Origin of the sequence: Nitrososphaera sp., assembly GCF_050748925.1 — an archaeon.
GTDB lineage: Archaea > Thermoproteota > Nitrososphaeria > Nitrososphaerales > Nitrososphaeraceae > Nitrososphaera.
On the sequence record NZ_JBOGQF010000043.1, the window covers coordinates 1 to 13,189 of the forward strand.

Sequence of the window (13,189 nt, forward strand, 5' to 3'; positions counted from 1 at the left end):
GCTGCGCCACGTCTTCCTGCGTGTCGATGTCAAACATCAGCCGCTCCAGTTTCATGACGTGTGCAGAAACGCCCGCGTCGGCAGCTGATTTTATGTGCATCTCGTAACTGTTGTTGTCATAATGCGTTTTTATGATGTCAGGCGGCCTGCGCAAAAGGACATTCGTCCCGTCGTAGCGGAGCGACGGGCATATGGCTATACACCTTTCCGCTCTTGCAGTTGCGATCATTTGATTGATGTCGCCGGCGTTCAGCAGCGGTAGGTCCTGGGGCACAACCACACTTGCGTCCGAGCCGGCGTCAACGCAATGCCTGTCTGCAAGCGCGACTGCCGAGTTGACGCCACTGTCTTTTTCCTCGTGGATGAACCTCGCGCCGTGCGACTCGGCTATCTCTTTTGCGTGCCTGTCGCCGGACACAACCAGAATCTTTGAACCGATCGTCTTGAGCGTGGCAAGGGTGTCGTCAAGCATCAGGCCGGCGAGCAATATGCGCTCGTCAGCGCTCAGTATTGAAGAAAGGCGGGTCTTGCTGTTTTCAAACCTCTTGACTGGTATTATGAAAAATGTCTTCAACGGGTTCCGACCTTGAGCAGGTACCTGGCCAGCCTTACCTCGTCCTGTCTGCCCGCCATGGTTATGTTTGTTTCGTGTACGTCCATGCCGAGCCTGCGGATGTCGCCGGACGTGCCGGCGTCGCCCTTTGAAATGACGAGCGCGCCTGCAAAATCCCTGTAAAACGCCGCGACTCCTGCAGGCGAGCTTTTCAGCCCGACTGCCCTCATGTATTTTGCCGCCGGCCCGCTTACCGGCCTGTCGCCGATGATGGGCGAAACAGCAATCACCCTCTCGCGGGCCTTCGCCAGCTCGGCCCTCAGCCGCGCAATTGCCGCGGTGGGCCCAATGCTTGACACCGGGTTTCCCGGCGCAATTATTATCCTGTCTGAATTTCTGATGGCGTCAATGGCAGCCGGGTTCGCCTCTGCTTTTTCAATTCCGGCATAGCGCACCGCGGTGACCCTCGGCCTGCCCCTGTTCTTGACCCAGAACTCTTGGAGGTGCATCTCGCCTGTGGCGGTGGATATCATGGTCGCAACCTCGGTGTCAGTCGCAGGGATGACGTTTGCATCGATGCCGTATTTTTCTGCAAAGAACCCGGTGACCTCCGACAGCGTCCTGCCCTTTTTCATCATGGCCGTGCGCAAAACATGCATTGCCAAGTCCTTGTCGCCAAGCGAAAACCACGGCCTTTCTCCCGCCTGCCTGAGCTGGCCCAGGAACGAAAACGTGTCGCCCTGCACGCCCCACCCCCTTTTCTCGTCAAGCATGCCTGCAAGTCCGTACACAACAGTGTCGACGTCGGGGCAGACATACAGCCCGTGGAGCCAGATGTTGTCGCCCACGTTTGCAACCACTGCCACGTCCCCTGCAACCTTTGCCAGGCCGCGTACCAGTTTGACAGAGCCGGTGCCGCCTGCGATGACGGTTATCAACCTCTGCTGCTGGGCGCGCGGATCTATTATATGTAACACGGCGGAATCCGCAACCGCAGCTGCGCGCACGAGATAAAGATTATAAAAGGAACGAGGGAAGCTCTGCTCGTGAAGTCGTTATCTGCCGTCATAGCGACATTGTTTGCTGCCATTTTGATATTCAGCGCCGTTCCGAGTGCATTTGCAAACGACATGAACGCGTCATTGATACCCCAGCGCAATGAGGCAGAGGGAAGCTTTATCGGAGTCAAGAATATCGAGCTCAGATACCCTGCAGGCAGCTCTATCGCAAGCCAGCTGGGCGAAGAGACCCAGAGGGTGAAATTCACGCTTGGAGGCAACGCCAACAGTACAGACAACAGCATTTCTAACGCCATAGCGGCTTTCAACAACGCCATGGTGGCGGCAAAGAGTCCCGTGCAAGTAACCTCTATGAACCTTACCTACACCGCGGTTGTCAAGCCGGGCGAGACAAACACGCTGATATCATACAAGATAGAGGCTCACCCAAAAATGGAGGGTTTCGTCATCAACCAGGGTACTGAATCAGGCCTCACAGGCGACATCGTGGACTTTGAATGGAGGGGAATCCACGTTACGCAGCCGATAATACTAGACGCGCCGGACCTGGGCGAGATAGAGATCAACAAGGCAATAGGCCTCATCGCAGTCCTGTATCCCGAGGTAGCAGGACAGATCGAGTCTTCAGCGGCCGCAGAGATATTTGACGAGCCGATCCTCGACTTTAGAAAATTCGACCAGTCGATGGACACTTGGCACTTTCTCTTTGACCCGTCGGGAAGCCTCGCAGAGTCATCAGCCTACTTTAGGGAAGAGAGCGGAGCCAGGGTAGTGTCGATCTACTCGCTAGGCGAAAGCAGCTTCCGGGAAGGCACGTTTGAAGCGGAGGAAAAAGACGCGACCGCCAACATTGGCGGCAGCGAAGTTCGGGTGCATTCGCAGGTCCCGGCGCCAAGCGGGCAGATCCAGGTGGCAGGCTACTCTAACAATGACAAGAATGCCCCAAGCGACGGCGAGTTTGCCATGGTGACAGTAGATACTCCTGAAGGCGTGCAGAGCGCGACAGGCAGCTTTCCTGTCCAGGTGCTCCTCGTGTTCGGGGGCATGATGGGCGCGATCGCCGTCTTTATCCTGTGGAAAGCCAGAAAGTAATAGCTGCGCCTCTCCTCACTTTAATTTATTTCACAAGCTTGCTTTACAATCTAGAGCGCTACCTCTATTATTCGTCCGGCCGTCCTAGCTTTCATGAGAACCGAGGAAGAGGCCAAGTATGACCTTGACGAGCGCATCTTTGAGCTGTATGACGGCGGGATGTCGATAAAGTCAATATCAGAAAAGCTGGACACCACTGCGGAATACGTGGGCTCTGTCCTCAAGAACGCCGCGGTAGAGTCAAGCTAGCGCCGGGCCATCTTTGTCCTGCTTTCGTCCTCGTCCCTCAGGTAGCGGCCCGCATCCGCAAGGGTGGTTATAGTGATCCTCCCCTTTTGCAAAAGCGCCTTGCCGGCAAAGCGCGTCCTGCCGATGCCTATCGCCTCGCCCTTCTGGTTTGTCATTATCACAAGCTCGTTCTCGTCCAGGTCCGGGGCCGCTTCTATGATAGAGTCGCCCATCACGTCCCTGCCGTACAGCACCAGCTTTTCCGCGTTCTCGCCGACCTGCACACATAACCTGCTCTTCCCGGACCCTGCAAGCAGGCCAGCTCCTGCAACCGTCGGGGTGAACTGCTTGCCCAGCTCGCCTATCTCCAGGCCGGCTGCATACGGCTGGAGTGCAATCGCCTGCTCCTCGAGCGCCGGCGAGACGGCGCAGATTTTTTTTGGCTTGCCGTCTTTGACAAGAAACGTGCTTTTCCTGAGCGCTTCGTACGCGCCCCACCTGCCAAGCGCCCTGTTGATTGCGGTTGTTTCTTCCCTCGTCGGCTTTCTGTACGTCATTTCCTCAGCCTCGCGACGAAAAACCCGGTCGTGTCGTGCAGGTGCGGGTAGAACCTGCGCGCGTTTCTTACGCTTGAATCGAAATTCGCGTCGCCGAACGATCCCATGCCGTCGCTCCCGTGGGCAAGCGGCTCTACGCTGACGCCAAACTCTTTTACGGCCCTGTCTATCACCGCCTCGTTTTCTTCAGGAGCAAACGAGCAGGTAGAGTAAACGATGACGCCACCGGGCCTTGCGACCTGTATGGCGACTTTTAGCATCTTTTCCTGCCTCGACGAGCAATAGTCCACGTCCTCAGGTAAATGACTCGTCTTTCTCGCGGGGTCCTTTGCAATAACGCCCTCGCAGCTGCACGGCGCGTCCAGGAGCACGCGGTCAAAGCTGCCAAGCTCTGCAGCGCGCAGCCCGTCGAGCTTGCAGATGCACGTGTTGGACACGCCAAGGCGCTCCATGTTAAATGCCATCGACCTTGCCCTCTTTTCCACCAGCTCTAGCGCGACTATCGAGCCCGTGTTTTTCATCTTTTGCGCAATGTAGGTGGTCTTGCCGCCCGGCGCGGCCGCCATGTCAAGCACCGCCTGCCCCTCGGCTGCGCCAAGGGCCTCGACTGCCACACACGAGCTGAGGTCCTGAATGTAATAGTGGCCCAGCAGGTATTCATTGGTGGCGCCTGTGGGAAGTGGCGCCTTTTTCACCGCAAGCACGTCGTGGATGGCGGTGTCGCCAAGCTCGAACCCCTTTGCGGCAAGCCTTGAAGCGAGCTCTTCCCTTGTAGTTTTTAGCGTGTTTACCCTGATGTATCTCGTCGGCGGCCTCTCCATCTTTTCAAGGAACCCTTCAACGTCGGGCACGTACTGCAAAAACCTGCTGACGAGCCACTCGTCATAGCCGTACTTGCCCGCAAGCGCGGCCGACCTGGCAGTGCTTGGAAAAAGGAGCGTCAAGCAGCAATGTGTGGCGGCGCGCCGATTTATACTATCTTCCGGTGCCCGGCAGGCCGAGCGCCTTTGTCGGGGTGCGGTAGTCGGTGGTCACGTCTATGCCTTCGTTGGCAGTCACCCTTATCGTCGGCCGCAGCGTGTCGGGGTTTGGGTAGAAATAGTAGGTCTGGCCTGGGTCCAGAAATTCCCTTGTCTGCACGTCGCCGGCGCCCATTTCGGCTGAAATGCCTGTCAGCCTCTCAGAGCCGACGTTTGCCACCCTTATCCTGTACAGCGTGCCTGAAATGTCCGTGGTGTCGCGAGTCGCGTCCACCTCAAGCGCGTACTGCGGCCTGTAAAGTGACGAGTATGCGGCATAGCCGGCCACAATCGCAGCGACGGCCGCGATGCCAATGATGACATAGAGCACGCGCACTGGCAGATGGTGGAAGGAACAGACGTAATAGCGTTATTGAAGTATCGCTACGAGCTGCTCTTTCATGCTCATTCCGGTCCTCTGCCACCTGAGCAGGCCCTGGTATACCTCCTGGACCTGGTGCAGGCTAAGGTTCAGCTTCAAGAGCCTGCCCGTGTCGAGGCCCAGGTCGTCAAGGGCGCAATAAAGCTCGTCAATGGAGCAATCGCCTATCCTCCTAAACATGGGCATGTCGCGAGCCATGCCTGATTCAAAGTCAGATGACATAAGGATGCGCAGGGCAGCTAGGGTTAAGAGATCTCGGTTGTAACAATTGTTACAGAAAAGTGGCAGGTTTTTCTTTGATATAAAGAAAATCCCGGAAAGTTACTGCTCCTCGTCGTCGATGAGGCCCCTGCGCTTTATGTAGGTGAGGAGCGACTCAAAGTTGTCTTCGATGTTGTAGTAGCGGAGTATGTTCTCCAGTTTTTCGTCGTCATAAAGGTGCTTTCCTGGCTTCTTTTCTAAAGGAGCTGGCTTTGCCACCAGCGATAATCAGGTATAGCTTGTTGATAAACCTTGTACGGTAGAATTCTATAGAAAAAGAGTGTGTCAGCCGTAATTACATACAGAGTGAGCTGGTCTTTATTTCTTGGAACGAGTCTTTTAGCTACTGGGGAATCTTAGACTTTCTCGGGCTTGTCGTAGCCGGCGTTCATTTTCTGCCAACAATACCGGCGAAGCAAGAATCTCTACAAGGCTGTCCTTCGCCTGCTTATCGCGCTTGATGTCGATACCCCTGCCAGACCTGTTCTTTTCCAGCCATTGTTCATCCAATGATCGAAAAACAACGTGCAACAATCTTCTTTGGCCTGCATCAACAAGAATTTAACCTGCATTTCGATAATCCCTTTAGGGTCTTTTTCGCGTTCGCTTGTAATGCGCAGGAATCTTTTTGTTCCATTAGCCGCAACAATCTTTAGAAACGATTTGCGTTAATAGTTGGAATCAGAATCGCAAAAACCATGTCAGGGCTGAGAATGGCGTCACCATAACAAAAACAAAGTGGTTCCTCGGGCATACCTGCGACGCTCTAACCTAATCTCTTCTATCTTGTGAAAAGAAAAGTAATGGGCGACGTGACCCACTACAAATCGTAATGCGTGCCAGCCGTAACCCTCCTTCTGTTCTAGGCGGGATTCCGCTGAGCAGCCAACCTGAGCAGGTGCAGGACCCTTGTGCTCTGTTTTGCCTTGCTCCACCCGGGGCGGCAGTTTCATTCCGGTATCGGGAACCTCAGGCTTGCGCCATCACCGTGCACCCCGACCGGATCTCTTTTCTGTTCCGTTGCCAGCCGTCTCCGGCTAATTATCGCTAACTCGGGTGCCTGCAGCGAGGGAGGAGTTTCCTCTCTTTCGAGTCGCCCGCCCGCTGGCTCGCACTGGTAATTGTCGCCGCCTGCTATTTTACATTGCGCTAGTGCGCGTTTCCAGTGGAAAAGTGCCAAAATAATTGTTCTTTTATAGCAACTGAAGCGGCCCGCAGCCATGTGCGGCGGGAAGAGCTTTCATAACGATTGATTTGAAAAGAGGCCCGCATGCATCAAACTCCTTTTATAATTGGGCAAAACAAGCTACAAAACACCATGAGAATCCTCTGGACAAGTTTTGCAGCACTGCTCTCCTTTGCTCTGGCGTCGTCGCCGTTTGCATTAATCCAGCATCCGCAAGCTTTTGCCCAGCAGGACTTGTCTTTTTCACACCTTGTTGTGAACGGACATATCGTTTCTATCTTTGAGTTCAAGGTGGCCCCTCCTGACAACTGCGGATTTTCCCACTACCACGCGTACAAGGGAGGCTTTGTGACTGCAATCGACGGCACATCCATTCCCGACCCGGACCCTCAGGGCTGCGGGTATGGCGTACAGGGCCAGGTCGAGGGATATGTCTACCAGTTCATTACGTCTGAGGACCAAGGGCTGCATTTCAGCAGGGTCAATTACCTCCACGAGGGGCTTGGCAGCGAGACAGGCAGGCTTGACGTCGACGTGAACACACTGAATGAGTCGACAGGCATTGACTCTGGATATGTCAACATCGCTCTGGACGACAGCTGGGTCGTCAAGAACCTCCCGGTGCTCGAGGACTTTCCCTACCATACCGTCTCTACAGACTTTGCCCTTGGAGAAAAGTCTGGCAGCATAACCGCCACCGTGCAATATTCCGAATATCTCCTTGCCTCTGTTGACGAGGCCAAAGGTGGCTACACAACGCCGGTCTCGCTGACGGTCGACCTGGACATGATAGACATTGAGCTGTGCGCGATACCTTATGCGACGACCACAATTACCCGCCCGCCGACGCTTGATGACGTGCTCTTTGGCGACCCGAACAAGACCAACGCAACGATACAGTACGGGCACAAAAACATCGAGGCAGCCGACGACCAGTGCATGCCGGCCTCGATGGCCAACAGCCTCCAGTTCCTTGAAGAGACGCAGGGGCTGCCCGTGCCCCATGAGCACAGGCCCGGCCTAAAAGGCGACGACTCGCTTGTCGGCCAGCTCGACTCTCTGACAAACAGGACCGTGACTGACAGGAGGAACGGCTCCGGGACGTGGGGGCTTGAAGGCAAGCTAAAGTACCTGGCTGAAAACGGGCTGCAGGACAGGGTAAAGGTCACGCACTTTGGATTTGGCATCCCTCCCGGCGACTCTGATTTCTCTGCAACCATGAACGGTAGAAGCGCGACTTCGACCGGCATGGGCACGGCGATAAAGTATGATGACATGTTTGACGCCATGCAGAAAGGAAAGGACTGCGAGCTGGTCTACAGCTGGCCCGGCGGGGCCCATGCCGTGGTACTGGTCGGCGCAGGCGTCACCAGCGGGGCCCCGTGGATAATGCACGGCTCAGACCTTAACCAGAGCAGCGATTCGGACGGCACGCAGCAGTTCAGCTTTGAGCACCTGACTGACAGCAACAACGACGGCGTGTACGAGCTGAGCGGTACCAACAAGGAAATAGTGCAGATAATTTGCGAGCAAGTTGTGCCCGCACCGGCCGGCCAGCAGCAGGCCGTGCCCGTGGCAATAGACGGACAGCAGTTTGAAGTCGGCGCGCTGCTGACCACCGGAAGCGTTGACAGAGTCACTGCAGATTCTGACTCCCGCAGCATAACGCTGGCAGTCCAAACCGGCGAGGCCGGCGAGCTGACTATAACGCTGCCGCGCTTGCTGATAGACGCCAAGGAAGGAGAGTCTGACGGCGGCTTTATGATAATGGTCGACGGCGAAGAAGCAGAGTACGATGAAGTTCGCACGACAGAAATGGAAAGGGAGCTGACCATTGCGGTCAGGCCAGAAGCAAAGAGCGTGGTGGTAATAGGAACGCAGGTCGCGCCCGAGTTTCCCTTTGCGGCCCTTGTCATGGCGGCGCTGATAGCCACAATGATATTTGCGACGTCAAGGGGCAGGCTGTCCGGAATTCCAAAATCCTGATCTATTGGGTGGGAAAATATTCCTGCTCTTCCTGCTTCATCTGATCCTGCGTTTCGGCGTTTGAGTAGTCTTCAAGCAGGTTGCCGTTCAATTCAAGAAATGTGTGTCCCCACTTGAACTTGTTCATGATCTCTGCCGCAAGCGTTTTGTCGCCCAAGATATAGAGCCCGCCCGCCAGTGCTTCGGCAGAGGACAGCTTGCCAAGTTTCGCGTAATTTGTGGGGTTTGCCGCAAGCATGGCAGGCAGCCGCCGGCCAATGCCTGCCGAAAAGACCTTCTGGTGTTTTGCGACATCATCGGCCTTTTCCCACGAGCAGTCGACAGCGCACACTGCGCTCGCTATCGCCGCATCGTTCTTTGTCAGGAGCGTGTGGGAAAACGGGTTGAGCACGATTACGTCATTGCGGATAAAGCGCACGGGTTCTGCGATGTGGAATTTTGCCAGCTTTGCAGCCGTGCACTTGAACGGGTCGTCCTGGCGCATCATGTAGACCTGCGGCTTCAATAACAAATAGAGGCTTCCAATTGATTAAGTATTTATTGGTTTAGAAGGCGACATAAAGCATCTTTTCAAATCATTGGTAAGTTACAATGTCGGGAAATGCCCTGTGCACTCATCTTGATGCACTTGTTTTGAAACTCTGCCTAACAGATCAAAACACTCGGCCTATCTACACTTTCAAAATCTTTGAAGCCTATGGGCGAAAAATAGGCCGTGACTTTGGAGATCCATTATGAGGCTTTGCGACACCTGAAGTAAATGCTATAGGGAACAAAGCTAGGCCTGTATCGAGCATTAGGATAGCGTCACGATGCTATTGACTTTGGCCCATGAAAGTGCCTTGGACAACAACAACTGGCTTGCGAAAGGAACTAACCCGCGATCTGCTTTTCGTGCAGGCATAAAGAGGCAATGAATTGGAGTCGCCAAATGTAGAGGTATCATTTTTTGAAAAGCGTAATTGATTTGCTTTCGGAAAAGGAGAGGGCATACAAAAATTGTGCCGTTGATCCTTGTGAATGGGCACAAACGCGACCTGTTGGCAATGACCCCATTCGGGGGAATTCTTGTTGCATACGTCCTGAATGGCCCAAATTCCTAAATAAGGAATTTTAATGGGTGCAAGAGAATGTGTGAAGAGAGTCACTCCGGAGTAACTCGGCGCTGGAAATATAGGGAAGCGAATTGGGCCTGTACGGTTTGCGGGACTAATTTCACCCGAAAAAATAATGCAGAACGGCATGTAAGCAATGTTCATTCAGGAGAAGGAGGGGTTCAGGCACTCGGCAATAGGCCAGCATCGGATAGCTTGTTCCTCACGCAATCTCCGCCTGCCCCATCCTCTCTCTTTTTGCAGGGAAGGAAAGCACGGCAGTTGCTTGACGAGCAATCAGAAACCGTGCAAGGAAGGGTTCTAAACTTGGTAAAACATCATTCTGGCTATCCCTTTTTCGACCTAGCAGGTCGCGTTTGCAAAGACTGTTTAAAAATAGTTCTCGAGGGAGTAATAAGAAATAGAATCTGCACAACTATAATTCCAAGACATGTATGTAAGCCTGAATGGCTTTTTGATCACCCTTTCTTGCTAAACTACATAAACCTGATCGAAAAATACCTCGAAAATAAGATTGGTGGAATAATTCTAAATATTCTTTGTAGAAATAACGAAAAGTTTGTTTCTGTTTATGCTAATGAAGAAAGCCGCCTTGCCAATAATAAGCAAGAGCAAGTAATTGCCGATTTGTGCAAAATATTTTCAACTTCGAGAGAACTGAAAGAGACCACAGAACAAATCAAAGTAGTCTTGGCGAGAGAAGAAAAAAGGATTGAGGCAGACATTGACAATAACTACGCCGTAATCAATAAATCGGATTTCCCTTGGTACGCATTATTCGATAAAACACTGGCAGTACGTATAAGAAAAGAAGATGTCCTGATGTTCCTAAGTGTAACAAAGAGAAGTACTGCAAAATGCAAAATCATTCATGAGGGAGGTGAAAGATATTTTTCGATACGGGTTTATTAGCCTGGATCGACATATCGGACATAATATTTAGAGGGTACGGAAAGGGATATCAACTAATTTCTGGATTTGGAACTTGCTACATTCTATTGGGAATGCCTGTCCAAGGTCTTTAACAAACTTTACCCGTCTTTCAACTTCAAAAGCAGAAAAAACAAGTCATACTCATGGAACATGAATGCATCGGACGAGATTAATGCATTATTGAATTATGGCTACGCCATTTCGGAATCAGAAGTAAGAAAAGACATCAATGCTGTCGGACTTGACCCTGTTATTGGCTTTTTACACGAATTGGCAGAGAGCAAAGAGCCGCTAGTATACGATATGCAAGAGTTGCTCAGGTGGCTCATTGACCTGTCGGTAATTCAGCTGCTCGAAGAAAAGAAGGTGAAAAAGTCTGATTTTATTGTCACCGAGAACTATCACATCAGGCTCAAAGAACAGACCGCAAAAGCATTGATTGAAAAGATAAAGTTAAACATGAATGCAAAAGCCGTTTTCAAAGGTAGGAACGCCGCGTACCAGACAATTTTGTCCGGCAACATACACGGGTTGGCGCACTTTGTAATTGGTAAAAACAAGGCATTATCTTTTGATATCCCAGCGTTATCCGCCAAGAGAAATGACACCGCAGACATACAACATCGCATCTTAACCATGACGCCGGCCGAACGAAAATCGCTTGGCATCAGCAAGTCTGGACTATGGTATCAAAAACAAAAGCTGGCTGAGGGCAAGACGATAAGGGTGTACCGCAAGGTATTGAGCAAACTAGTTTGAATTGATGCCAGAAAAAGAAGGAAGAAGAGAAAGTTAGTCTGGTCTCTCTTTCACTCTCTACGCCATCGGGATTTGCTTCTTCTGCTGCCTCTTCTTTCTTTTTTCCTCAGCCTTCATCCTTGACTAGTCCTAGTCTCTCCTACTCATATCTGCGGATCTCCGATGCCCACCAGCTCAACTCCCAGCTCTGGGCATGCCTTCTTGTTTACTTTTAATTCAAAGGTTGTGGCGTACGCAAAGTTATCCTGTGTGACAGATACGTCCGACCTGTTCAGTGTCGCATTGAGGAGGTTGCCTGTTATCGAAATGGTGCGTATACTTGGATCTCCGATAGCAGTGACGCATATCGTGCCGTCCACATCTTTCAGCTCGTATGTGTGGGCGTCCCAGCTCGAAGTAGTGCCGGGGACTCTGTCAAAGGTCACCACCGTCGCGTTAAACAAGTTGGGGTCACCAATTATTGACGGGTCACCAATCCATGCGTATCCAAACACCTTCTTGCTCTTTATGTACGAGTCGGCTGTCAGGGGTATGTTGCCCGCCGCTGTGATGTTGTATAGGACTTTTTGATTGGGATCCGTAACATCAGAAACACTTGCGCTTGTCAGGTCGGTATACGCTGGAGGGGCTTTGGCAGCCGACGCAGAGGGTATTGGAGTTGCTGCTGCTAAGGTTGACATGGCCACAGCTGCTGTTGCCAGAATACCCATCAAAGCAAATGACAGGCATTTCCACAATAATAACTCGTTCTTTGTCGAACTTGTCATTGCTTACAGCAGGTGATCTTTTATATAATATGCCAAGCACGCAGCGAATTGGATTTTATTACATTGAATTGTAATAGCAGCACATACCCGCGACAGGGATTCTGTCTCGCTAATTATTTTTTCACTAGCTAATTCTGGCCACCTACTTTGGTGTGCGTATGTTTTTGCGCTCAAAAAAAGGGGCGGTTGTATCTAATGCCATTGTATTAGCGACAGAAGATGTGATGCAAGTCCAAGATGATAAAAAAGTGAGTTCACTTAAGAAAATTCTTTTACGCCTGTTCTCCGTATATCTAAGGTAGAGATCTGCATCGCATGTGACAAAAAACTCTCTGGATTCAGGCATTGGAGTAGAGGTCATACATGACCTTGAAAATACGATCAGACTAATTGTGGAACGTACCAATGCTGTAAAGGAAGGCCTCGATTTTTTTGCTGATCAAACATGGCCTCGACTGGTAATCGAGACAGAGCCGATAAGGCGAGCATATATTGACCTTAAAAAAAGAGGCGTAAGGATAAGGTTCATCACTGAAATTACAGCGGAAAATATCTCTTACTGCAAAGAATGGATGAAGTTTGCCGAAGTCCGTCACCTAGATGGAATTGTTGTAGGAGGGTGGGGAGTTAGCGAGAGCGACTACATTGCTCCTATCCCCTCATCATCGAAAGGGGGACCTCCTACAGATTGTATCCACAGCAACATCAAAGAAGTGATAGAACTGCAGCAATATGTTATAAACAGCCTCTGGTCAAAGGCAATTCCTGCAAAGCAGAGAATAAAAGAGATTGAGCAAGGAACCAAACGAGAATTTATAGAGTCTATCAGAGACCCCCGCGAAATACAAAAGATTGGCTATGACCTTATCAGAGGAGCGGAGGACGAAATACTAATTCTTTTTTCTTCAGAAAATATATTCCGCTCCCAAGGGATATCAGAAGTATTTGAGTTGCTAAGCGAAGCAGCCTCACCGCCGCGTAGTGTAAAGATTAGAATATTGGTGCCTGCACGCGAGAATGAAGCTGCAAGCAAGTTCAAAGAACTAGGAATCGATATTAGGCAAAGAAAGCAGCAACAAGAACATCGTTTTCATAACAAGCTTACAACGCTTATGGTTGACCAGTCTTATTGTTTAACGGTAGAGCTAAAAGGTGATTCAAAAGAAACCTTCTTTGAAGAAGCAATGGGACTGGCCACATATTCTAATAGCGAGCCGACTGTTCTTGCTTCCCTCGCGATATTTGAGCAGATATGGATGCAATCGGAGAAACACAAGGATGAAGAACGACGAGCAGTTAGCTAGAATAAAACCACTCTTTTCCATTCGTCAA

General features: G+C 51.4%; 15 protein-coding genes and 1 other RNA gene. 6 read left to right on the forward strand and 10 right to left on the reverse strand.

Annotation, left to right across the window (positions count from 1 at the left end; translation table 11 throughout):
- Both cofC and cofD read right to left on the reverse strand, forming a co-directional pair.
- Positions 1 to 574 (reverse strand): 2-phospho-L-lactate guanylyltransferase (cofC, locus tag ACREAY_RS05185; RefSeq protein WP_431754699.1); only part of this gene is annotated, 574 nt, incomplete at its 3' end.
- A complete protein-coding gene (cofD, locus tag ACREAY_RS05190) occupies positions 571 to 1,530 on the reverse strand; it encodes a 2-phospho-L-lactate transferase (protein WP_431754700.1) in 960 nt (319 codons plus the stop codon). The genes cofC and cofD, both read right to left, overlap by 4 nt.
- A gap of 69 nt (positions 1,531 to 1,599) precedes the next feature.
- Here cofD and ACREAY_RS05195 point away from each other — a divergent pair, with 69 nt between their 5' ends.
- On the forward strand, positions 1,600 to 2,664 hold the full coding sequence (locus ACREAY_RS05195) for a hypothetical protein (RefSeq protein WP_431754701.1): 1,065 nt from the start codon (positions 1,600 to 1,602) through the stop codon (positions 2,662 to 2,664).
- Between the two features lie 93 nt (positions 2,665 to 2,757).
- The gene (locus ACREAY_RS05200) at positions 2,758 to 2,913 is read left to right on the forward strand and encodes a hypothetical protein (protein ID WP_431754702.1); all 156 of its coding nucleotides are present in this window, start codon (positions 2,758 to 2,760) and stop codon (positions 2,911 to 2,913) included.
- On the opposite strand, the gene ACREAY_RS05205 is transcribed toward ACREAY_RS05200, so the two are convergent.
- The 6 genes from ACREAY_RS05205 to rnpB form a co-directional block, all read right to left on the reverse strand.
- Positions 2,910 to 3,449 carry a PUA domain-containing protein gene (locus ACREAY_RS05205; RefSeq protein WP_431754703.1) on the reverse strand — a complete coding sequence of 180 codons (540 nt, stop codon included), beginning with the start codon at positions 3,447 to 3,449 and terminating at the stop codon, positions 2,910 to 2,912. The two genes, ACREAY_RS05200 and ACREAY_RS05205, sit on opposite strands and share 4 nt — an antisense overlap.
- A complete protein-coding gene (locus ACREAY_RS05210) occupies positions 3,446 to 4,393 on the reverse strand; it encodes an NOL1/NOP2/sun family putative RNA methylase (protein WP_431754704.1) in 948 nt (315 codons plus the stop codon). The genes ACREAY_RS05205 and ACREAY_RS05210 overlap by 4 nt, the downstream gene beginning before the upstream one ends.
- Before the next feature lie 31 nt (positions 4,394 to 4,424).
- Positions 4,425 to 4,805 (reverse strand): hypothetical protein, encoded by a 381-nt coding sequence (locus ACREAY_RS05215; protein WP_431754705.1) that lies wholly within the window; start codon positions 4,803 to 4,805, stop codon positions 4,425 to 4,427.
- 33 nt (positions 4,806 to 4,838) lie between these two features.
- Positions 4,839 to 5,072 (reverse strand): hypothetical protein, encoded by a 234-nt coding sequence (locus ACREAY_RS05220; protein WP_431754706.1) that lies wholly within the window; start codon positions 5,070 to 5,072, stop codon positions 4,839 to 4,841.
- Between the two features lie 99 nt (positions 5,073 to 5,171).
- On the reverse strand, positions 5,172 to 5,330 hold the full coding sequence (locus ACREAY_RS05225; protein WP_431754707.1) for a hypothetical protein: 159 nt from the start codon (positions 5,328 to 5,330) through the stop codon (positions 5,172 to 5,174).
- Between the two features lie 615 nt (positions 5,331 to 5,945).
- Positions 5,946 to 6,224, reverse strand: an RNA gene (gene rnpB / locus ACREAY_RS05230) — RNase P RNA component.
- A gap of 205 nt (positions 6,225 to 6,429) precedes the next feature.
- On the opposite strand from rnpB, the gene ACREAY_RS05235 reads away from it, so the two are divergent.
- The gene (locus ACREAY_RS05235) at positions 6,430 to 8,283 is read left to right on the forward strand and encodes a hypothetical protein (protein WP_431754708.1); all 1,854 of its coding nucleotides are present in this window, start codon (positions 6,430 to 6,432) and stop codon (positions 8,281 to 8,283) included.
- 1 nt (position 8,284) lies between these two features.
- On the opposite strand, the gene ACREAY_RS05240 is transcribed toward ACREAY_RS05235, so the two are convergent.
- Positions 8,285 to 8,788 carry a DUF367 family protein gene (locus tag ACREAY_RS05240; protein ID WP_431754709.1) on the reverse strand — a complete coding sequence of 168 codons (504 nt, stop codon included), beginning with the start codon at positions 8,786 to 8,788 and terminating at the stop codon, positions 8,285 to 8,287.
- A gap of 625 nt (positions 8,789 to 9,413) precedes the next feature.
- On the opposite strand from ACREAY_RS05240, the gene ACREAY_RS05245 reads away from it, so the two are divergent.
- Positions 9,414 to 10,310: a hypothetical protein gene (locus tag ACREAY_RS05245; RefSeq protein ID WP_431754710.1), complete on the forward strand. Its 897-nt coding sequence runs from the start codon at positions 9,414 to 9,416 to the stop codon at positions 10,308 to 10,310.
- A 66-nt stretch (positions 10,311 to 10,376) separates the two neighbouring features.
- Positions 10,377 to 11,090, forward strand: coding sequence for a CRISPR-associated endonuclease Cas1 (cas1, locus tag ACREAY_RS05250; protein WP_431754711.1), 714 nt, complete (start codon positions 10,377 to 10,379; stop codon positions 11,088 to 11,090).
- A gap of 143 nt (positions 11,091 to 11,233) precedes the next feature.
- On the opposite strand, the gene ACREAY_RS05255 is transcribed toward cas1, so the two are convergent.
- Entirely contained in the window at positions 11,234 to 11,770 is a 537-nt protein-coding gene (locus tag ACREAY_RS05255; protein WP_431754712.1) for a hypothetical protein, read from the reverse strand.
- A gap of 404 nt (positions 11,771 to 12,174) precedes the next feature.
- On the opposite strand from ACREAY_RS05255, the gene ACREAY_RS05260 reads away from it, so the two are divergent.
- A complete protein-coding gene (locus tag ACREAY_RS05260) occupies positions 12,175 to 13,161 on the forward strand; it encodes a hypothetical protein (protein WP_431754713.1) in 987 nt (328 codons plus the stop codon).
- Positions 13,162 to 13,189 lie beyond the last annotated feature (28 nt).